Origin of the sequence: Sorangium sp. So ce145, from assembly GCF_051525985.1 — a bacterium.
GTDB classification, from domain to species: Bacteria; Myxococcota_A; Polyangia; order Polyangiales; family Polyangiaceae; genus Sorangium; species Sorangium cellulosum_B.
The window spans coordinates 5,329,158-5,348,215 of record NZ_CP150315.1; the positions used below are offsets into that span (position 1 = coordinate 5,329,158).

Sequence of the window (19,058 nt, forward strand, 5' to 3'; positions counted from 1 at the left end):
GAACCCCGGGGGGCGCATGAGCACGCAGCACACCGCTCGTCGCGATCCGCGCTCGGATCGCTTCCTCATCGATTCCGCGCTGCGATCGTTCGCCGCCTCTCGCCCCGACCACGTCGCGCTGGTCTGCGAGGGACGGCGGATCACGTACCGGGAGCTGGACGCGCTGGCCGATCGCTGCGCCGCCCTGTTCCGCGAGGCGGGCGTGCAGCGCGGCGATCGCGTCATGGTCGCGCTCGACAACGGCGTGGACGCGGTCGTCGCTTACTACGGAGCGCTCCGGGCCGACGGCGTGCCGTCGCTGCTCGGCACCGCGATGCGACCGCGGCGCCTCGGCCAGGTGATGGAGCTCGCGGGCCCCCGCGTGCTCGTGGCGGCGCGCGGCATGCGCGAGAGCCTCGCCGCCGTGGCCGAGCTCCCGCCCGGCGCCAGGCCAGCGGCGACGTTCCTGAGCGGCGCCGCCCCCCCGGCCGCGGCCGGGCCCCCGCCCGACGGGCGCGACTTCCAGGAGGCCCTGGCCGGCGCGCCCGGCGAGCCCCCTGCGCGCCGCGCGATCGAGCTCGATCTGGCGACGCTCTGCTGGACGAGCGGCAGCACGGGCGAGTCGAAGGGGGTCATGCTGACGCACCAGAACCTCCGCAACAGCACCGCGGCCATCGGCGCGTACCTCGAGCACACGGCGGACGACGTGATCCTCTGCGTGCTGCCGCTGTCGCACACCTACGGGCTCTTCCAGCTGCTCGTGACCCACGCGTTCGGCGGGACCGTCGTGCTCGAGAAGGGCTTCTCCATGCCGTGGCCCATCGTCCAGCGGATGGCCGAGGAGCGGGCGACCGGTTTCGCGGGCGTGCCGACGATCTTCGCGTCGATGCTCTCGCTCAAGAACTTCGCGAAGGCCGATCTCTCGGCGCTCCGGTACATGACGAACGCCGCGTACGGGCTCCCGGCGCCGCAGCTCCTGCGCCTCCGCGAGCTCCTGCCCAACGTCTCGTTCTTCGCGATGTACGGCCAGACCGAGTGCACGCGCGTCTGCTACCTGCCGCCCTCCCTGGCGCTCGAGCGGCCGTCGTCCGTGGGCATCGCGATGCCGAACGAGGAGCTCTGGATCGAGCGAGAGGACGGCACGCACGCGGAGCCGGGCGAGGTGGGCGAGCTCGTCGTGCGCGGGCCGAACGTGATGCGCGGCTACTGGAGGAACCCCGACGCGACCGCGCGCGCGCTCCGGCCGGGGCCCCTCCCGGGGGAAGTCGTGCTCCACACCGGCGACCTCTTCAAGATGGACGAGGACCGGTACCTCTACTTCGTCGCGCGCAAGGACGACATCATCAAGACCCGCGGCGAGAAGGTGAGCCCCCTCGAGGTCGAGTCGGTGATCTGCAAGGTCCCGGGCGTCGTCGAGGCGGCGGTCGTCGGCGTGCCGGATCAGGTGCTCGGGGTCGCGGTGAAGGCCGCCGTGGTGAAGGCCCCTGACGCCGCGGTGACCGCCGACGACGTCCGCAAGAAGGTGCGGTCCGAGCTCGACGAGGTCGCCGTGCCCAAGTTCGTCGAGTTCATGGATTCGCTCCCCAAGACGGCGAGCGGCAAAGTCAAGAAGAGCGAGCTCACCTGATATGTGCGGTATCGCCGGCCTCATCAACCTACGCACCGACGCGCCGAACCCCGACCGCGAGCTGGCCCTCAAGATGGCGCGGGCGCTCCGCCACCGCGGCCCTGACGGCTTCGGCATCTACCGCGATCGCCACGTCGCGCTGGCCCACTCGCGCCTGTCGATCATCGACCTCGACGGCGGCTGGCAGCCGATGGCCAACGCCGAGGAGACGCTCTGGGTCTGCTTCAACGGCGAGATCTTCAACTACATCGAGCTCCGCGAGGAGCTCACGGCGAAGGGCCATCACTTCCGGACCAAGAGCGACACCGAGGCGCTGATCCACGCCTACGCCGAGTACGGCGAGGCCATGGTCGATCGGCTGAACGGCCAGTGGGCGTTCGTCATCTGGGACGTCCAGCGGAGGCGCGCGTTCTTCTCGCGCGACCGCGTCGGCATCAACCCGCTCTTCTGGACGGTCCACCGCGGCGTCCTCCGGTTCGCCAGCGAGGTGAAGTCGCTCTTCCAGGACCCCACCATCCCCCGCGCGATCTCCCGCGAGGGCCTCGACGAGGCGCTGACGTTCTGGGCGCCGATCGCCCCGCTCACGCCGTACGAGGGCATCCAGCAGATCCCGCCGGGCGCGGTGGCGACGCTCGACCTCGATCGCGACGTGGCGCCGCGCGTCTCGGTCCGCTTCCGCCCCGAGTTCCCCGTCGGGCGCGCGCCCGGCGGCGACGAGGCGGGGCTCGTGTCCGGCGTGCGCGAGGCGGTCCGCGGCGGCTCGACGATCCGCCTGCGCGCCGACGTCCCCGTCGGCAGCTACCTGAGCGGCGGGCTCGACTCCACGATCGTCGCGGCGCTCATCGCCTCGAACCGCGAGGTGCCGCTGCGCACGTTCTCGGTCGAGTTCGCCGAGCGCGAGTTCGACGAGGCCGAGTACCAGCGCGCCGCCGTGGCGCACCTCGGCACGTCGCACGCGTCGATCCAGTGCGGTGACGCCGACATCGCCGGCGTCTTCCCGGAGGTCGTCTACCACGCCGAGGCCCCGCTCCTGCGCACCGCCCCGGCGCCGCTGTTCATCCTGGCGCGCCTCGTCCGGCAGAGCGGCTACCGCGTGGTGCTGACGGGCGAGGGCGCCGACGAGTTCTTCGCCGGCTACGACATCTTCCGCGAGGACCGGGTGCGCCGCTTCTGGGCGCGCCACCCGGACAGCAAGCTCAGGCCGCAGCTCCTCCTCCGGCTCTACCCCTACCTCCAGCGGTCGCCGGTCGCGCAGGTCGAGATGGCCAAGGCCTTCTTCGGGCGGAACCTCGCGCAGACGGACGACCCGTTCTACTCCCACCGCCCGCGCTGGGACGCCACGAGCCGCATCAAGCTGATGCTCGATCCCGCGATGCGCGAGGGCATCGGCGACACCGCCGCGGCCGATCGCCTGAGGGAGCAGCTGCCGCGCGACTTCATGCGCTGGACGCCGCTCGCGCGCGCGCAGTACCTGGAGATCACGACGCTGCTCTCCGGCTACCTGCTCTCCTCCCAGGGCGAGCGCATGATGATGGCGAACTCGGTCGAGGGGCGCTTCCCGTTCCTCGATCCCAACGTGATGGACGTGGCGGACGCGCTGCCGGACGCGCTCAAGCTCCGCACCCTCGACGAGAAGCACGTGCTGAAGCGCGCGATGGGCGATCTCCTGCCGCCCGGCGTCCTCGAGCGGAAGAAGCAGCCGTACCGCGCGCCCGTGGTGCAGCCTTTCTTCGGGAGCGGGACGCCGGACTATGTCGAGGCGTGCCTGTCGCCGGACGCCATCAAGGACGCCGGCATCTGGCAGGCGCAGCCCGTCGCGGCGCTCGTCGCGAAGTGCCGCAAGACCGGCGGCAAGTCGATGAGCAACACCGACGACATGGCGTTCTGCGCGATCCTCTCCACGCAGCTCATGGCGCGCGACATCATCCAGGGCGCGCGCGTCGTCTCGGCCGCCGACGACACGTCAGGCCGGCTGGGCGTCGACGTCGATCGGGTGCGCGACGCCGCGGGCTGAGCGGGCGCGCGCGGCCCCGCGCTGAGCGGCGGCGTGACGCCGCGGGGCGCATGCGGGCCGCCCCTCAGCGGGGGAGCTTGCGTATCGTGCCGCTGCCCTCGTCGGCCCAGTACACGAACCCGCCGGCGAGCGCGATCCCGCGCGGGGTGCCGCCCTCGTACAGCGGCCGAGCCCTGCCGGTGCCGTCCTTGTGCTTCCGCATCACGCGGGGCGATCCCTGATCGGTCCAGTAGACGAACCCATCGAGCCCATCCACGGCGATGCAGTCGGGGGACGCATGCGCCACGTCATCGTCCTCGGTGGCCGTCCAGACAGCCTCCGCGTCCTCCGAACCGTCCTTTGGCGCCCTCATCACGGCAGACAGCTCGCTGGCGTGATCCCCGCGCGGGCTGTTGGTCCAGTAGACGTGGTCGTCGTCCACGGCGATCGCGTACGGAAACGGCTGCTCCTGGGCCAATCGCCGCGTCTCGCCGGTCGCACGGTGCGTCCGGTTCACCGAGCCGCGCAGGCTCCGATCGACCCAGTACACGTGCTCCGGGTCGATCGCGATGAGGTGCGGCGACACGTTGTTGTCCTCGTGGAACCGTTCGTCCACCTCCGCGTCGGGCATCGTGATCTGGCCGATGAGGCTCCCGTCGCCCGGCGTGCCGATGCCAGCCGCGCGCTGCGCCCAGAACACCGCATTGTCGTCCGCAGCCACGCCGAGGGTCGCGAAATCCGAGTTGAAGAGGACCTCTGGCTCGCGTGCTCCGTCGCGGTCCACCATCAAGACGTCCTTGTCGTTGAGGTTGGACCAGAAGACGCCGTGCTTGTTGACGGAGATCCCGTACGGAGCGTTCTGGCCGACGGCGAGCGTCGTGACGGCTCCGCCGGCGATCGACACTTTTTGCACGCTGCCGTCCGTGCCTTCGCCGGCGGTCCAGTAGACCTCGCGCTGGTAGACGGTGAGGAGGTTCGCGTTCGGAGCCTCGATGCTGGGAAACCCGCGCGCGATCTCCGTGACCCCGCTGCAGCCGGTCGCGCGGCATGTCCCGCCGTCCAGGCACACCGCGCCGCAAGCGCCGCAGTTCTGGGGGTCGTCGAGCAGGTTCACCTCGCAGTCGTCGGGGTTGCCGTCGCAGTCCGCCGTGCCGGTCGCGCACGCATCGGATCCACCGGCCGAGCTCGCGCCGGCTTCGCTCACCGTGAAGTCCCCGAGCACGCTGGTGCATGCCGCGGCGGTCATGAGGGCAACGCAGACCATCGAGCCGATTCCGAACGCCTGGCGCATCAGAAGCTCCCCTTCGCTCCCGCGGAGCCGAGCCCGATCACGGGCGTGATCGATATCCCGGCGCGCTGCGGCGATCTCGGCGCTGTGAGCAGCAAAAACGCCCCCGCGCCGACGCCCGCCGCGCCGATCGCGAACCCGATCGTCGAGAGGGTGCCCATCGCGCGGTAGCTGTCGATCTCGCCCTTGAGCGACGGGTCGCACCGGCCGCCGGGGCAGCGCTCCGAGAGATCGCCGTGCTTGCCGAGCGCGAGCACGCCGCCGACGGCGCCGGCCGCGAGCCCGGCGCCGCCGAGCCCGAGCGCGGCGATCGCCAGCACCGTGCGGCTGCTGCCGCCGGAACCGGGAGCAGGAGCGCCCTGGTCTGGCAGCGGCGCCGCCGGTGGACGCGGCTTGACCGCAGGCGGCGGCGCCACCGGCTTGAGCTGGAGCGCGACGGTCTCGCTGGCGCCCTCGGCGAGCGTCACCTTCACCTCGATCGGAGCGAACCCCGCGGCCGACGCCCGGACGACGTGGTCGCCTGGATCGACCGGCCTCCGGACCCCGAGCGCGGCGCGCGGCACCGGCGCGTCGTCGATCGTGACGGCGGCGGTGTCCGGCCCGCTCACCGAGATGAGCACCTGCGGGATACGGGGCGCGAGCGCGTCGAGCTCGCGTTGAGCGGCCGCGATCGCCTCGAAGAACTGCTCGGGCGCCTTCTCCGGCACCCCCTCGCGGAGGATGCGGCTGTACGACTCCTGGGCCGCGATCCACTGGCCCACGCCGACCTGGGCTCGGGCCACGCCGAGCAGCAGGGTCGGCGCGTGGATGATGGCGTCGGCGCGGCTGAACCGATCGAGCGCGGCCGCGAAGTCCTTTCGCTCGAGGGCCTCCTGCCCTTCCACGGCGAGCGAGCGCGCGGTCGCGCGATCGGCGTCCGAGACCTGAGCCAGCGCGGCGGGCGTGAAGGTCAGGGCGAGCAGCAAGGAAGCGATCCCTAGTCGACGAGCCATACGAAGGAGGTCCGTGCGAAGTGCTGCAGGTGAACGTCAGATGCCGAAATCCGTCGGCTTCGGCTTGCGGCGGGCGCTCCCCGGCGGCGCGGGGGAACGCGGCTTCGCCTGAGCGGGCTGAGCCGATGGCACGCGCGGGCCGCTCGCCGGCGTGGCCGAGACCGGGGATGCCGGCGCAGACGCCGCGGGTGCCGTGGCAGAGGCCACAGCTGTCGAAGCCACAGAGGGGGGCGGCTCCGGCGCCTGCGCGGACGCGGTGGCCGGCGCCACGACGTCGGGCCCCCGCGGCGCATCGGACACCGAAGCCGCGGGAGCCGGCTGCGCGAGCGGCTGCCCCGTCGCGTCAGGGCTCCCGCCGCGCAGGACGAAGAACGCGACGGCCACGAGGACGACCGCTCCGGCCGCCGTGGCGGCGAGCGCGCGTCCGACGGCAGGCCGCCGGCCTGGGGGAGATACCACCGAGACCAGCGCGCTGGTGGTCTGCGACCGCATCTGGCGGCCGGACATCGCGGACGCGCCCACCGCTGCTCCTGGCGAGGCCACCGTCGCGCCGGGCCCAGCCGAGGTCCGCGCGGCCTCGCCGTCCGCCGAGGCGATCAGCGTGACCGCGTCGCCGAACGAAGGCGCCGCGCTGTCGGGCCCCGCGTCGGGGAGCGCCGCGCTCTCCCTCGATCGTGGCGCGAACCCGAGCTCCACCGAGATGCGCTCGCCGGACACGCGGAACGGGCCGACGATGCTCGTCCTGGGCTCGAAGCTCTCGCTCGCGATGTCGAGCGCGAGCGCGAGCGCGTCGCAGAACTCCTTCGCGCTCTGGAACCGCGCGTCCGGCTCGCGCGACGCCGCGCGGGCCCACCAGGCGTCGAAGCCAGGCGGCACGGGGGCGAACTGCGACGGCACGGGCAGCGGCTTGACCATGATCTTGAGGAGCAGATCGCCGAACGCCTCGCTGTTGAACGGGAGCTTGCCGGTGAGGCACTCGAACACGACGACGGCGAGCGACCAGAGATCCGAGCGGTGATCGAGGCTCTTGGTGCCTTGCGCCTGCTCCGGGCTCATGTACGCGGGCGTCCCGAGCAGCGAGCCGGTCTTCGTGGTGGAGGTGACCTGCGGCGTGCTGTCCTTCGCGATGCCGAAATCGAGCACCTTGGCGATCTCCCTGTCGTCGTCCCGGACGAGGAAGATGTTGGCCGGCTTGAGATCGCGATGGACCAGGCCGCTCGCGTGAGCCTTGGTGAGGGCGCGCGCCACCTGCGCCGTGATCGCCATGGTGTCGTGCGGGTCGAGCCGCCCCACGCGCTGGATGCGGGTGTCGAGGTCCTCCCCCTCGAGGTACTCCATCGCGATGTACGGCGTCCCCTGCCAGACGCCGTGGTCGAGGATCTGCACGACGTGCGGGCTGCGGATCTGCGCGGCGACCTTCGCCTCACGCTCGAACCGGTGCCGCACCTCCTTGGAGACGCCCTGCGCGTTCATGAACTTGATCGCGCACGGGATGTCGAGGCCGAGGTGCTGGGCGAGCCACACCGAGCCCATCCCGCCCTGCCTGAGCGGACGCACCAGGCGAAAGCGATCGGCAACGGTGTTCCCCGCGGCGGGTGTCACGCAGCCTCCCAGACCTTCTGGAATAACACAGGTCGTCGTCCAGGGTCACGTTCGCGGCATGCAAAAGTGAACTGGGACCGACAGCGCGAAATGGCGCAGAAGCCCCGCCATCCCCCGCGCCTTGCGTTGGCACCGTGTGCGCCGTGTGCGTTGTTTGCGTCGTTTGAGTCGGTTACGACGCTTCGCGGCGGAAGCTAACGAGAACCCGAGCTCGCGGCGGCGGGCTCCTGCAGAGGCCGCCGCTCGGCGGGCCGGCGAGGAAGTGCCGCGCCGTCGGCCTTGTCGGTCGTGAACGTCTTGTCGAGCGGCGTGCCCGTCGTCCGCGCGAGCTGGCTGCCCCGCGGATCGTCCGGGAACGCATCGAGGAACTTGCGGACGTGGTGGCGCGACTCCTCGGCGATGCCCGCACGGAACGTCAGGAGCGCGAGGTTGTAGCGCGCATCGGCGCTCCTGGGCTCGGCCTTCAGGGCGGCGAGGTAGCCTTGACGTGCGCCGTTGTAGTCGCCGCGCTTGTCGGCGATGAGCGCGAGGTTGTAGAGCACCTCGGCGTCCGAGGGATCCTGCTCGGCGAGGGGCGTGAGGCGCGCCTTCGCCCCGTCGAGATCTCCGGCCAGGATCGCGAGCGCTCCCGCGAGGAGCTGCGCCTTCCGGCCGGCGCCGGCGTCGATCGCGCGATCCGCCTCGGCCCTGGCCTCGGCCAGGCGACCCGCGCGCTCGAGCGCGAACGCGAGCGCATAGCGGAGCCGCGACGGGTCGCCGCCCTCCTCCAGCGCGGCCCGCGCCTCGGCCTCGGCACGCTCGGGGCGGCCGGCGACGGCGAGCGCCTCGGCCAGGACCGCGCGCGTGCCGCTCTGCTCCGGGCACCGCTCGCGCGCGGACTCCGCGTCGCGGAGGGCGGCGCCAGCGTTGCGGGCGTGCAGCCTCGCCTCGGCGCGCAGCGCGAGGCAGGCGCACGTGGCCGGCGCGGCGGGCGCGGCGGCGGCGGGGTGCATCCTCAGGCAGCGCGCCGCGACGCCGTCGAGCTCGTCGAGCTTGCGCCGCTCGCGGAGCGGCCTCGTGAGCTCGTCGATCGCGCGCAGGTGTGCGCCGTCGCGGCGCAGCGCTGCCCACCACATCCTCTCGCGCGATCCGAGCAGGGGCGCTGCCCCGTTCAGCTGGACGACGCCGAGGCCGATCACGACGATCGCGGCCCCCATGCGCCGGTGCTTGAAGCTCGATCCGAGCCAGCGCTCCGCGGCGGCGGCGGCGAGGGTCGCGAGCGCCGCCCACAGGGGAACGGCGACGAACACGACCCCCTGCGCGAGCGGCGCGCGAGGCCCGCGGTAGTAGAGCGTGGCCGCGAGCGCCGCGGCGAGCGCGATCCACAGCAGCGCCGCGCCGTTCCTGGCGAGCCGTGTATCGAGCCGCGCGGCGAACCACGCCGACAGGCCGAGCGCCGCGGCGAGCGCGGCCGCCGAGAGCGATCCCGAGAGGGCGAGCGCGCCGGCCGGGAGCGGCTCAGGCGAGAGCCACGTGGGCGCGATCGCCAGGACCACGAGGTGCAGCGCGCGGCAGAGGTACAGGGCGAGCTCAGCAAGCCAAGCCACGGCGTGACCTTAGCCCACCGCCCATCGCGGACCAAACGACGGAGAGGCATCGCTGCAGCGCGGCCGCCGCGGTGAGGGCGCGCTCACAGCCACGGCGCGCTCACGGCAGGGTCATCTCGACCTCGACGGAGACCCGCGTTCCGGGCGGCGACACGACGAGCCCGAGCGGCATCATCCGGAGGCATTGCGCCGCGTCGGGGCGATCCATCCCTCGCACTTCGCTGATGCCACGGGCGATCTCGTCCCCGGACGCATCGAAGGTCATGTTGAAGATGTACCTGGCGCGCGCTGGAGCCGGGTTCTTCTTGAGCGAGGGCTCCCAGCACTGCTTCACGAAGAGCGACCGGCGCGCTTCGAGCTCCCTGGCGGCATCCCCCTCGACACGCTTGTAGAGATCGCTCGTCAGAGGCGAGGCCTCTGCCGACGCGGGGTGAGGCACATGCAGCGGAGGGGCGGGCGCGCCCGCGCTCGCAGGCAGCGCGCCCGCGCGTGCTGTCGAGGCCTCCACGCTGGCCGACGGAGGCGCAGGTGGCGGCGGCGGACGCTGCAGCCCGAGGTAGAGCCCTGCTGCGATGAAGAGGCTGCCGAGCAGGATCGCCGCGGGGGTCATCAGCTCCTTCTGCATGGTGGCGATCGGAGGGCGGGCGCCGCGCGCCTCGCGGCGCGCGAGGTGGGCCGCCAAGCCCGACCTTACTGCATCGAGACGACAGCGGAGGTGTACGAATAGTCGTTGTTGGTCCAGAAGGGGCTATCGGACTTCCCGCAGAGGCCGACGTTGTACTGGCCCGGGGGCGGCGACAGCGCTGCGCTCAGCCCCATGGTGACGCGGGTGTGCGCCGGGACCTGGACCGCATAGACGCCCGTCCCTTCTGGGCTGAGCTCCCCGAGAGGCGAGAGCTGCTGAGAGCAGATCCAGAGGTGGAGCTGGTCCGCCGGGGTCGACGCGGCGCCGAGCGCCTTGTTGGAGACGACGACGACGCGCTGCCCCGAGGCGGTCACGCTCACGGTCGCGGGCGCAGCCAGGAACTGCAGCGATTTCTGAGGGGCGGCACCCGCGCCGGAAACGTAGGTGCTCGAGAGGACACCAGGAGGCCCCTGCGGCCCCTCCGCCCCCGGCGCCCCCGGGGGCCCGGCAGCGCCAGGCGGCCCGGCCGGACCGCTCGGCCCGGCCGGTCCGGCCGCGCCGGGAGGGCCCGCGGGCCCCGGCGCGCCCTGCAGGCCGATCGGATCGCCGACCCACACGCCGCTGCTGTCGATGACGAGGCGACCGCCGATGGAGATCGAGTTCGGCGTGATGTCCCCCGCGACGTTGCTGGCCTGGAGCGCATACGGAACGCTCGCGATCTTGGCGCGGGGCACCATCTCGGGGTCGTCCCCCACGGTGATCCCCAGGTAGCGCGCCGCGCCGTCGAAGACCGGCTTGTCGACGGGCGCGAGCTCGCCGAGGTCGACAGAGAAATAACCCTGGTCGAACGTGATGGTGTGGAGCTCGCTCCAGACGGGCACGGGCGCGTCGGGCGCGTCGTAGAACGCGAACACCACGTCGAGCGTGTCGTCGATGGGCTGGCCCACCGAATCGAAGAGGCGACCCTGGTGGGTGATCGTGACGGGGACCGCCGCGGCAGCGGGCCCGGACAGCGCGGTCACCGCCGCAAGGACCGGCGCGTGGATGGTTCGTGCCTTCATCGCGAGCTCCCCTCGTTCGCCCTCGCGAGCCGGCGCAAGGCGCGCCGTGGCAGGCACCGCGCGGCGCGCGCTGAGCGATCGCGGCCGGAGGGGCCGGTGATCCCGGAGCGGGCCGCGAGCCCTGCCACGATCTCGCGAAGGAGCAGCGCCTTGGATGCCAGCGGCCGACGCGCGGTTCCGATCGCGCGCCCGGTCGTCCGACGCCGCTCGGACAGGGCGCCGGCGTCACCAGCGCCGAGGCCTCGCCGCCGCGGACCGAGATCGCCCGAGACGGCGCGCGCCCGGCTCTCGCGGCCTGCGCGCCGCGACGTGATCGCCCTCGGCGCGGTGCCGGCTACTCGAGATCGTACGGCTCGACCTTCACCTCGGCCAGCCTCGGGACGGCCGCGGCGATCGCCTCGCCGATCTCCTCGTGCGTGCCGACGACGCCGATCACGAGATCGTCCTCGGAGATCCGGCGCCGCACGGCGGCGTTCGCCTCCTCGAGCGTGACGTCCTCGATCCGCTTCAGGTAGGTCTCGTGGTACCCCTCCGGCAGATCGTACAGGAGCTCGTCGAGCTTCTGGTGCACGCGCTTCCTCGCGGTGTCGATCTCGAACGCGTGAGAGCGGACGAGGTAGCGCTTCACGAATGTGAGCTCGTCCTCGGTGATCCCATCGCGCCGCAGCGCCTCGAGCAGCCCGAGCTGCAGGGAGAGACAGGCGGCGGCGTCCTGCGCCGCGGGCGCGGTCCACATGGTGAACGCGTCGCGGTGCCGATCGAAGCCCGCGCGCGACGAGGCGCCGTAGGACCAGCCACGCTTCGCGCGTACCTCCTGCATCAGCCGCGACGAGAAGGTGCCTCCGAAGGCGGTGTTCGCGACCAGGAGCGCCATGTGATCGGGGTCGTGGGCGTCGGTGCCGAGCCCGCCGATGACCATCTGCGTCTGCGTCCGCTCGGGTTTGTCGACGAACACGAGGCAACGCCCCGGCCTCGCCCCGGGATCCGCCACCGGATCGGGGATCGCCTCGCCCTCGGGCAGGCCGGACAGGAGGCGCTCGGCGACCCCGTGCGCCTCGCCGGGCTCGATGTCGCCCGAGATGGCGACGATCGCGTTGCGCCGGGTGTAGTGCCGCGCATAGAACGCGGCGACGTCGTCGCGCGTGATCTCCCGGAGCGTCGGGATGGTGCCCGCGATGCGGCGGCCGTAGGGGTGCCCGGCGAACAGGGTCCGCCGGAAGGCGCGGCTGCAGAGCGAGCGATCGCTGTCGCGCGCCTCGATGAGCTCGGCCTCGGCCTCGCGCAGGAGCCGCGCGAGCTCCGGCGGCGAGAACGTCGGGCGCGCGAGGAGCGTTGCCCCGAGCTCGACGAGCCGATCGAGCGAGCGCTTGATCACCTCGAAATGCACCGTCGTCGCGCTCGTCGCCACGTCGGTGCCGAACTCCCCGCCGAGCGCGTCGATCGTCTCCTCGATCTCGTTCGCGCTGTAGCCCTCCGCGCCGCGGCGGAGCATGCGCGCCGTGATGCGCGCGAGCCCCTCGCGCCCGGCCGGATCGAGCGCCGAGCCGGAGCGGAACGCGACCACGATGCTGACGATGGGGAGCGCGTGGCTCGTCTCCACGAGCACCGCGCCGTCGCGGGGCGCCACGCGACCGCCCGCCGCTCCCCTGCCCTGCCCCTCGGCGCCCCAGGCGAGGCCGCTCTTCACGCTCTGGCTCACGATGCCTCCTCGCTCTCCGCGTCCGTCCCGTCCTCGTCGTCCTCGTCGCTCGTCCCGTCCGGGATCACGTGGATCACCGTGCGCGCCGAGCTCACCAGGTAGCGCCGCGCCACGCGCAGCAGATCCCCCACGGTCGCCCGCCGGTAGGCGGCGAGCCGCTCGAACAGGGCCGCAGGATCGCCGAGCACGGTCTCGTAGAAGCCGATCTGCTCTGCTTTGCCGGCGACGGTCTCGAGCCCTTGCAGGACCGAGAGCTCGATGCGCGCCTTCGCCCGATCGAGCTCCGCCTCGGTAACGGGGGCGCGACGCACCGCCTCCAGGAGCGGCTCGAGGGCCGCGAGCAGCGCCTCGCCCGTGTGCTCGCCGCGAGCCGAGAGGTAGATGTCATAGAGCGAAGGATCGCGGAACGAGCCCACCCAGCCCCGGACCTCGCTCGCGATCTCCTGCTCCTGAACGAGCGCGCGGTGCACGCGCGACGACCGCCCGGAGAAGAGGATCTCGTTCAGCAGGGCGAGGGGCGCGTGGTCGAAATCCCCGAGCGCCGGCGCGCGATAGCCGATCGCGACCTTGTGCGTGGCGGTCGGCTTCACCACCTCGGCGCGGCGCTCCGCGATCTGCGGCGGCTCGGGGCACACCTCCTCGACCGGGATCTTCGAGGGCTCCTGAGCGCCGTAGTGGTCCTGCACCCCGCGCAGCGCCTCGTCGAGCGCGACGTCGCCGACGATGACCAGCGCCGCGTTGTTGGGGGCGTAGTACGTCCGGTAGAACTCGACGCAGTCCTCGGTCGTGAAGCCCTTGATGTCCTCCATCCAGCCGATGGTCGGCCACCCGTAGGCGTGCTTGGTGAACGCCTCCTTGTAGAGCAGCTCGCTCACCGCCCCGTCGACGTCGTCGTCGACCCGCTGCCTCCGCTCGTTGGCGACGACCTCCTTCTCGCTCGACACCTGCGGATCGCGGAGGACGAGCCGCGCCATGCGCTCCGCCTCGAGGCGGAGGGTGAGCGCGAGCGCGTCCTTCGGCAGGTTCGTGTGGTAGTAGGTCCAGTCGAGGAACGTCGCCGCGTTCGTCTCGGCGCCGGCCTCCTCGAGCATCCGGTCGAACGCGCCGTGGGCGACGCTCTCCGTCTCGCCGAACATGAGGTGCTCGAAGAGGTGGGCGATGCCGGTCTTGCCCACGCGCTCGTGGCGCGAGCCGACGCCGAACCAGGTCTGCAGGCAGACCACGGGCGCCGAGGGGTCGACGAGCACGAGCACCTTGAGCCCGTTCCCGAGGGCGAAGCGCTCGACGCGCATCGTGGGACCGAACGCGACGGTGGCGTCGTGGCGCAGCCGGGCGAGCGGCGGGCGTTCGCGGTTCAGCTCGACGAGCATCTCGGCGAGCGGACCCGTTCGAGGGAGGGCGGCGGCGCCGGGGACCGAGTAGGCAAGCGTCTCCTGCATGGCAGGCGCAGCCCATACCACGCTCAGCGCCGCGGCGCTGCGTGGCACAGGACGTCGCTCGGATCCCGCGTCGACTGGTGGCACTCCCACCGGTCGTCGTGGCAGGAGACGACGAGGATCCCCGCGTCGAACGCCTCCTTCAGGGAGGAGCCTGCCCGCTGCGCGAGCAGGTTGGACGGGGTGCGCTCGGTGCACCCCTTGCCCATGTCGACCTCGATCTTCCTGTTCCCCTTGGTCGCCTTGACGGGGTTCGGCGGGGTCTTGCCCTTGTCGGCGGTGCGCACCGCTGCGGCGAGCTTCGGCAGGATGCCCTCGAGGTAGGGCTTGTCGACGAGCGGGTCGGTCGACCGCGGCGACACCATGGCGAGCGTGTACTGGATCGCCATCATCTGCTGCTCCGCCGGCGCGCTCGGCTGGATCGGCCCGCTCGACCCGATCGGGATCGGCCGCGGCGGCATGTCCCGCTTCGCGGCCTCCGTGGCCGCGGGGGCCGCCGCGGCGCTCGGGGCCGGCGCCGCGCTGTCCGCGCCCGGCGGCGCGGATGCTGAGGCGGAGGCGGACGCTTGAGGCGCCGTGGCGCGCTGATCGTCGCACGCGAGGACGGCGAGGCCGAGGGCGAGGGCAGGGAGCGCCGCGCGGAGCTCGCGCGGCCGGACGGGGGCGGGCTGCATGGGCGGCTTATACGAGCGCGCGCCGCGCGCCGCCACGCTCGCGTGGCCGCGCGGCGCGCGGTGACCAGCGCCCGCGCCCGTCAGTCGATCTTCAGGATGGCGAGGAACGCCTCCTGCGGGATCTCGACGCTCCCGACCATCTTCATCCGCTTCTTGCCCTCCTTCTGCTTCTCGAGGAGCTTGCGCTTGCGGCTGATGTCGCCGCCATAACACTTGGCGGTCACGTCCTTGCGCATCGCCTTCACCGTCGTCCGCGCGATGACCTTCGACCCGATCGCCGCCTGGATCGCGACCTCGTACTGCTGGCGCGGCACGATGTCCTTGAGCTTCACCGCGAGGTCCCGGCCCCGGGCGTACGCCTTGTCCCGGTGCACGATGACGCTGAGGGCGTCGAGCGGGTCGCCGTTCACCAGCATGTCCAGCTTGATGAGATCGTCGGCGCGGTACCCGACGAGCTCGTAGTCCATCGACGCGTAGCCGCGCGACACGCTCTTCAGCTTGTCATGGAAGTCGAAGAGCACCTCGCTGAGGGGCATGTCGTAGGTGATGATCACGCGGTCGGACGAGGCGTACTGGATCGACTTCTGCTCCCCGCGCCGCTCCTGGCACAGGGCGAGCACCGCGCCGACGTAGGTCGACGGCACGTGGACGGTCATCCGGAAGATCGGCTCCTCGATGCGATCGGTGAGGTTCGGCGGCGGGAGCTTCGCGGGGTTCTCGATCGACTTCATCGAGCCGTCGTTCAGGTAGCAGTGGTAGACGACGCTCGGCGCGGTCGTGATGAGGTCGAGGTTGTACTCGCGCTCCAGCCGCTCCTGGATGATCTCCATGTGGAGCAGGCCGAGGAAGCCGCACCGGAAGCCGAACCCGAGCGCCTCGGAGGTGTCGGGCTCGAAGACGAACGCGGCGTCGTTCATGTGGAGCTTCGACAGGGCGTCGCGGAGGTCCTCGTACTGGGCCGAGTCCGTCGGGAAGATCCCGGCGAAGACCATCGGCTTGACCTCCTTGAAGCCGGGAAGCGGCGTCGTCGCGGGGTGGACCGCGTCGGTCACCGTGTCGCCGATCTTCGTGTCGACGACGCTCTTGATGTTGCCGACGAGGAAGCCGACCTCCCCTGGTCCGAGCTCGGTGATGGCGGTCGCGTGGGGCGTGAACACGCCCATCTCCGTGACCTCGTAGTCGCGGCCGGTCGCCAGGAAGCGGACCTTCTGGCCCTTCCTGATGATGCCGTCGACGACGCGCACCATGACAACCGCGCCGCGGTAGCTGTCGTACCAGCTGTCGAAGATGAGGGCGCGGGGCGCCGCGTTCGGGTCGCCCTTCGGCGCCGGGATGCGCTCGACCACCGCCTCGAGGATCTCCGCGATGCCGATCCCCGTCTTGGCGCTGGCGGGGATTGCGCCGGAGCAGTCGAGGCCGATGACGTCCTCGATCTCGCGGGTCGTCCGCTCGATGTCGGCCGAGGGGAGGTCGATCTTGTTGAGGACCGGGAGGATCGCGAGGTTGTTGTCCAGGGCGAGGAAGACGTTCGCGAGGGTCTGCGCCTCGACGCCCTGGGTGGCATCGACGACGAGCAGCGCGCCCTCGCACGCCTGGAGGCTGCGCGAGACCTCGTAGTTGAAGTCGACGTGCCCGGGCGTATCGATGAGGTGCAGCCGGTACGTCTGTCCGTCCTTCGCCGTGTAATCCAGGCGAACGGTCTGGGCCTTGATCGTGATCCCCCGCTCGCGCTCGATGTCCATCTTGTCGAGGAACTGCTCCTTCTGCTCGCGGGCGGTGAGCGCCCCGGTCGCGTCGAGGATGCGGTCGGCGAGCGTGGACTTGCCGTGGTCGATGTGGGCGATGATCGAGAAGTTGCGGATGAGCTTGGAATCAACGGGCATAGCGAGCTTCAGGACGCGGCGACCTGACCAGCGTTAGCGGCCGCTGCGCGCGGCCTCGACCGAGATGCGAGGGAGCGGACGGGAACGTCCGGGCCCCTCAGGGGGGAGCGAGCCGCGGCGCGCGGCTCTACGAGCGCCGCGGGAATATGGAGGAACGCGGCGAGCCTGCTCCTAGCGCGACCCGCGCCGCGAAGCTATCCACCCCGAGCGACCGGCGCCCAGGCGTCCGGCACCCCGGGCCCTGCGGCCCCCGGCGCCGGTCATTTCTTCGGGATCGGCGGCGCGGCGACCGGCGGGCTCTCCAGGGACATCTGCCCTGGCAGCACGTGCTCGTAGTGCTTGAGGACCATATCTATCCCTTCGCGGATGTAGACCGCGATCGGGACCTTGGTGCGTTCGTGCAGGATCTTCAGCCGCTCGGCCTGCTCGGGCGTGATGTAGATGGTCGTCGAGACTTTCTTCCGCGACATGTCACGCCCGGGAGGGTAACCCGCCAGTCTCGAAGGGTACGACTGACAAGACGTTACCCTAGATGCCGGTACGTATGATGTCAATCGGAATGGCGCCACCCCCCTCGCCGGGGTTCGGGGATCGGCCGGGCTGAGCCGCGGGTCGCGTCCGTCGCGTCCGTCGCGTCTGTCGCGTCTGTCGCGTCCGTCGCGTCCGTCGCGTCCGTCGCCTTCAGTGGGGCTTCTTGATGTGCGCGCGGGCCGCGGTCTAGACTGCGGCTCGAAGCTGGTCCGCGTCGGGACGGCTCGCCCGGCGCGTCGAGCTTCTGTCCCGAGGGTTCCGGGCTAGCCGGAGGAATCTCTTGATGACGCGATTCCCGCTCACGTGGCGGTCGTCCAGGTGTTCGTTTGTGGCCCTGATCACCATTTCGGTCACCTCCTGCGCGTCCTCGACGCCGGAACCCTCGAGCGCGAAGGGCTCCACCAGCGAGCGGGACACGGCGGTCGCCCACGAGCCCTGCGACAAGGACTCCGCCTCTGCGGAGAAGGTCGATGTGAACGGCGACGGGATACCCGACATCATCCACGTGAAGCAAGACGGCCGGGAGGTCTGTCGGGTCGTCGACCTGAACCTGGACGGCGCGATCGACGCCTTCATCTACTACGACGCCAAGGGGGTGGAACGGCGGCGTGAATCGGACTTCGACCGCGACGGGCGAGCGGACGAGATCGCTCACTACGAGCGCGGCGTCGTCGTGTTGAAGGAGCGCGAGACCAACTTCGACGACAAGCTCGACACCTGGGACTACTACGAGGGTCCGCGCCTCGTGCGCCGCGAGCGCGACTCCGATGGCGATGGGATCGTCGACCAGTGGTGGCAGTTCAACAACCCGAACGACGCGAAGTGCGCGGTCGTGGCGAGCGATCAGAACGCCGACGGCAAGGCCGATCCCGGGAGCGTGGTGGATCTCTGCGCCGAGTCGTACGGCGCGCCGAAAGCGCCCCTGCCCCCGCCGGGCGGCGCGGCGCCCACGGAGGGAGGGGCGGGCGCAGGGCAGCCTGCGGCGGCCGGGGCGCCTGGCGCCGCGCCCACAGCTGCCCCCGCCGCGGGCGCGGCTGCATCGGCGACCGCCGCGCCCACCGCTGCCCCCGCGGGCGCGGCTGCATCGGCGACCGCCGCGCCCGCGGGCTCCGCGCCCGGCCAGCCGGCCGCCAAGAAGGGACCGTGACATGAGGAGACAAGCGCTCATCGCGCTGGCCACGCTCAGCCTGCTCGGCGCGGCGTGCGGCTCGGATCCAGGGTTCGAAGGCGCGAAGGCGCCGAGGGTCGAGGCGGCTCGCAACGCCGACGGCAGCATCGACGATCGCTCGATGTGCGACTGGAAGGGCAAAGAAGATCGCGAGACGAGCGAGACCGCCGGGCCAGGCGCGATCCAGCCCAACGTGAGGCGCGTCTGGCAGATCGTGGGCACCGGCGACGACCGCCAGAGGGCGCTCGTCTGCCGCGAGATCGACACCAACTTCGACGGGGTGAAGGACGTCGTCCGCAAGTACAACGACAAGGGCGAGAGCCTTCACGAGGAGTCCGACTCGAACTACGACGGCCGGATCGACACATGGCTCACGTTCGCCGGCGGAAGGCTGGCCGAGGTGAAGGTCGACACCGATCGCGACGGCAACCCCGACGAGTGGAAGTACTACAGCGGCGGCAAGCTCGCGCGCATCAAGCGCGACACGAACCGCGACGGCAAGCCGGACGTCTGGGAGATCTACCGCATGGGGCGGCTCGAGCGGATGGGCGTGGACATCGACGGCGACGAGCGGGTCGATCGGTGGGACCACGACAACGAGCTGAAGCGCCGCCTCGAGGACGACGAGCGCAAGAAGGAAGAGGAGGCCACCGCTGCAGCCGCCAAGAAGGCGGCGGAAGATCAAGCGGCCGCGGACAAGGCAAACGAGGCCGTGGACGACAGCGGGAGCGCGGCGCCCTCCAGCGACAAGAAGAAATAGAGCGCGCCTCCCTTCGAGCCGAGGCGCGGTCGACCTCGCCCCCTGCCCAGACGGCGCAAGCGCGCACCGGTGCTCCTGCCGCCGCGGGCGTTCGCCAGGGCAGGCGCGCCGGCGTCGGCCTCGGATCCCAGCAGCGTACCGCCCAGGTCGGTCG

15 protein-coding genes are annotated in these 19,058 nt (G+C 71.7%); 4 read left to right on the forward strand and 11 right to left on the reverse strand.

What is annotated here, in order from left to right; genetic code table 11:
• The first annotated feature begins 16 nt into the window (after positions 1-16).
• Together WMF34_RS19790 and asnB are read left to right on the forward strand one after the other, a co-directional pair.
• Entirely contained in the window at positions 17-1,606 is a 1,590-nt protein-coding gene (locus WMF34_RS19790) for a class I adenylate-forming enzyme family protein (RefSeq protein ID WP_012236455.1), read from the forward strand.
• A gap of 1 nt (position 1,607) precedes the next feature.
• The gene (gene asnB, locus WMF34_RS19795) at positions 1,608-3,620 is read left to right on the forward strand and encodes an asparagine synthase (glutamine-hydrolyzing) (RefSeq protein WP_012236456.1); all 2,013 of its coding nucleotides are present in this window, start codon (positions 1,608-1,610) and stop codon (positions 3,618-3,620) included.
• 64 nt (positions 3,621-3,684) lie between these two features.
• Here the strand turns inward: asnB and WMF34_RS19800 are convergent, their stop codons facing one another.
• The 11 genes from WMF34_RS19800 to WMF34_RS19850 all read right to left on the reverse strand — a co-directional run bounded on the left by WMF34_RS19800 (position 3,685) and on the right by WMF34_RS19850 (position 16,915).
• Positions 3,685-4,890, reverse strand: coding sequence for a lipoprotein receptor (locus WMF34_RS19800; RefSeq protein WP_437994191.1), 1,206 nt, complete (start codon positions 4,888-4,890; stop codon positions 3,685-3,687).
• Positions 4,890-5,852 carry a hypothetical protein gene (locus WMF34_RS19805; protein ID WP_437994192.1) on the reverse strand — a complete coding sequence of 321 codons (963 nt, stop codon included), beginning with the start codon at positions 5,850-5,852 and terminating at the stop codon, positions 4,890-4,892. The genes WMF34_RS19800 and WMF34_RS19805 overlap by 1 nt, the downstream gene beginning before the upstream one ends.
• A 63-nt stretch (positions 5,853-5,915) precedes the next feature.
• Complete coding sequence (locus tag WMF34_RS19810; protein WP_012236459.1) at positions 5,916-7,481, reverse strand: serine/threonine-protein kinase; 1,566 nt, start codon at positions 7,479-7,481, stop codon at positions 5,916-5,918.
• Between the two features lie 194 nt (positions 7,482-7,675).
• Positions 7,676-9,067 (reverse strand): tetratricopeptide repeat protein, encoded by a 1,392-nt coding sequence (locus WMF34_RS19815; protein WP_437994193.1) that lies wholly within the window; start codon positions 9,065-9,067, stop codon positions 7,676-7,678.
• Between the two features lie 100 nt (positions 9,068-9,167).
• Positions 9,168-9,692 (reverse strand): hypothetical protein, encoded by a 525-nt coding sequence (locus WMF34_RS19820; RefSeq protein WP_012236461.1) that lies wholly within the window; start codon positions 9,690-9,692, stop codon positions 9,168-9,170.
• Between the two features lie 65 nt (positions 9,693-9,757).
• The gene (locus WMF34_RS19825) at positions 9,758-10,753 is read right to left on the reverse strand and encodes a hypothetical protein (protein WP_012236462.1); all 996 of its coding nucleotides are present in this window, start codon (positions 10,751-10,753) and stop codon (positions 9,758-9,760) included.
• A gap of 334 nt (positions 10,754-11,087) precedes the next feature.
• Positions 11,088-12,452: a M16 family metallopeptidase gene (locus WMF34_RS19830; protein ID WP_012236463.1), complete on the reverse strand. Its 1,365-nt coding sequence runs from the start codon at positions 12,450-12,452 to the stop codon at positions 11,088-11,090.
• A complete protein-coding gene (locus WMF34_RS19835; protein WP_012236464.1) occupies positions 12,449-13,891 on the reverse strand; it encodes a M16 family metallopeptidase in 1,443 nt (480 codons plus the stop codon). Before WMF34_RS19835 ends, WMF34_RS19830 begins: the two co-directional genes overlap by 4 nt.
• Before the next feature lie 23 nt (positions 13,892-13,914).
• A complete protein-coding gene (locus WMF34_RS19840) occupies positions 13,915-14,562 on the reverse strand; it encodes a hypothetical protein (protein WP_157906780.1) in 648 nt (215 codons plus the stop codon).
• Positions 14,563-14,642: 80 nt separating this feature from the next.
• On the reverse strand, positions 14,643-16,445 hold the full coding sequence (lepA, locus tag WMF34_RS19845; RefSeq protein ID WP_437994194.1) for a translation elongation factor 4: 1,803 nt from the start codon (positions 16,443-16,445) through the stop codon (positions 14,643-14,645).
• 260 nt (positions 16,446-16,705) lie between these two features.
• Positions 16,706-16,915 (reverse strand): ribbon-helix-helix domain-containing protein, encoded by a 210-nt coding sequence (locus WMF34_RS19850; RefSeq protein ID WP_012236467.1) that lies wholly within the window; start codon positions 16,913-16,915, stop codon positions 16,706-16,708.
• A gap of 389 nt (positions 16,916-17,304) precedes the next feature.
• On the opposite strand from WMF34_RS19850, the gene WMF34_RS19855 reads away from it, so the two are divergent.
• Positions 17,305-18,123: a hypothetical protein gene (locus tag WMF34_RS19855; RefSeq protein ID WP_437994195.1), complete on the forward strand. Its 819-nt coding sequence runs from the start codon at positions 17,305-17,307 to the stop codon at positions 18,121-18,123.
• A gap of 1 nt (position 18,124) precedes the next feature.
• Positions 18,125-18,904: a hypothetical protein gene (locus tag WMF34_RS19860; protein WP_437994196.1), complete on the forward strand. Its 780-nt coding sequence runs from the start codon at positions 18,125-18,127 to the stop codon at positions 18,902-18,904.
• Positions 18,905-19,058: the final 154 nt, after the last annotated feature.

Excerpts from the sequence above, each read along its gene's own strand:
- WMF34_RS19860 (WP_437994196.1), top strand. The coding sequence starts at position 18,125 with ATGAGGAGACAAGCGCTCATCGCGCTGGCCACGCTCAGCCTGCTCGGC.
- lepA (WP_437994194.1), bottom strand. The coding sequence starts at position 16,445 with ATGCCCGTTGATTCCAAGCTCATCCGCAACTTCTCGATCATCGCCCAC.
- WMF34_RS19790 (WP_012236455.1), top strand. The coding sequence starts at position 17 with ATGAGCACGCAGCACACCGCTCGTCGCGATCCGCGCTCGGATCGCTTC.
- WMF34_RS19820 (WP_012236461.1), bottom strand. The coding sequence starts at position 9,692 with ATGCAGAAGGAGCTGATGACCCCCGCGGCGATCCTGCTCGGCAGCCTC.
- WMF34_RS19800 (WP_437994191.1), bottom strand. The coding sequence starts at position 4,890 with ATGCGCCAGGCGTTCGGAATCGGCTCGATGGTCTGCGTTGCCCTCATG.
- WMF34_RS19825 (WP_012236462.1), bottom strand. The coding sequence starts at position 10,753 with ATGAAGGCACGAACCATCCACGCGCCGGTCCTTGCGGCGGTGACCGCG.
- asnB (WP_012236456.1), top strand. The coding sequence starts at position 1,608 with ATGTGCGGTATCGCCGGCCTCATCAACCTACGCACCGACGCGCCGAAC.
- WMF34_RS19840 (WP_157906780.1), bottom strand. The coding sequence starts at position 14,562 with ATGCAGCCCGCCCCCGTCCGGCCGCGCGAGCTCCGCGCGGCGCTCCCT.
- WMF34_RS19850 (WP_012236467.1), bottom strand. The coding sequence starts at position 16,915 with ATGTCGCGGAAGAAAGTCTCGACGACCATCTACATCACGCCCGAGCAG.
- WMF34_RS19835 (WP_012236464.1), bottom strand. The coding sequence starts at position 13,891 with ATGCAGGAGACGCTTGCCTACTCGGTCCCCGGCGCCGCCGCCCTCCCT.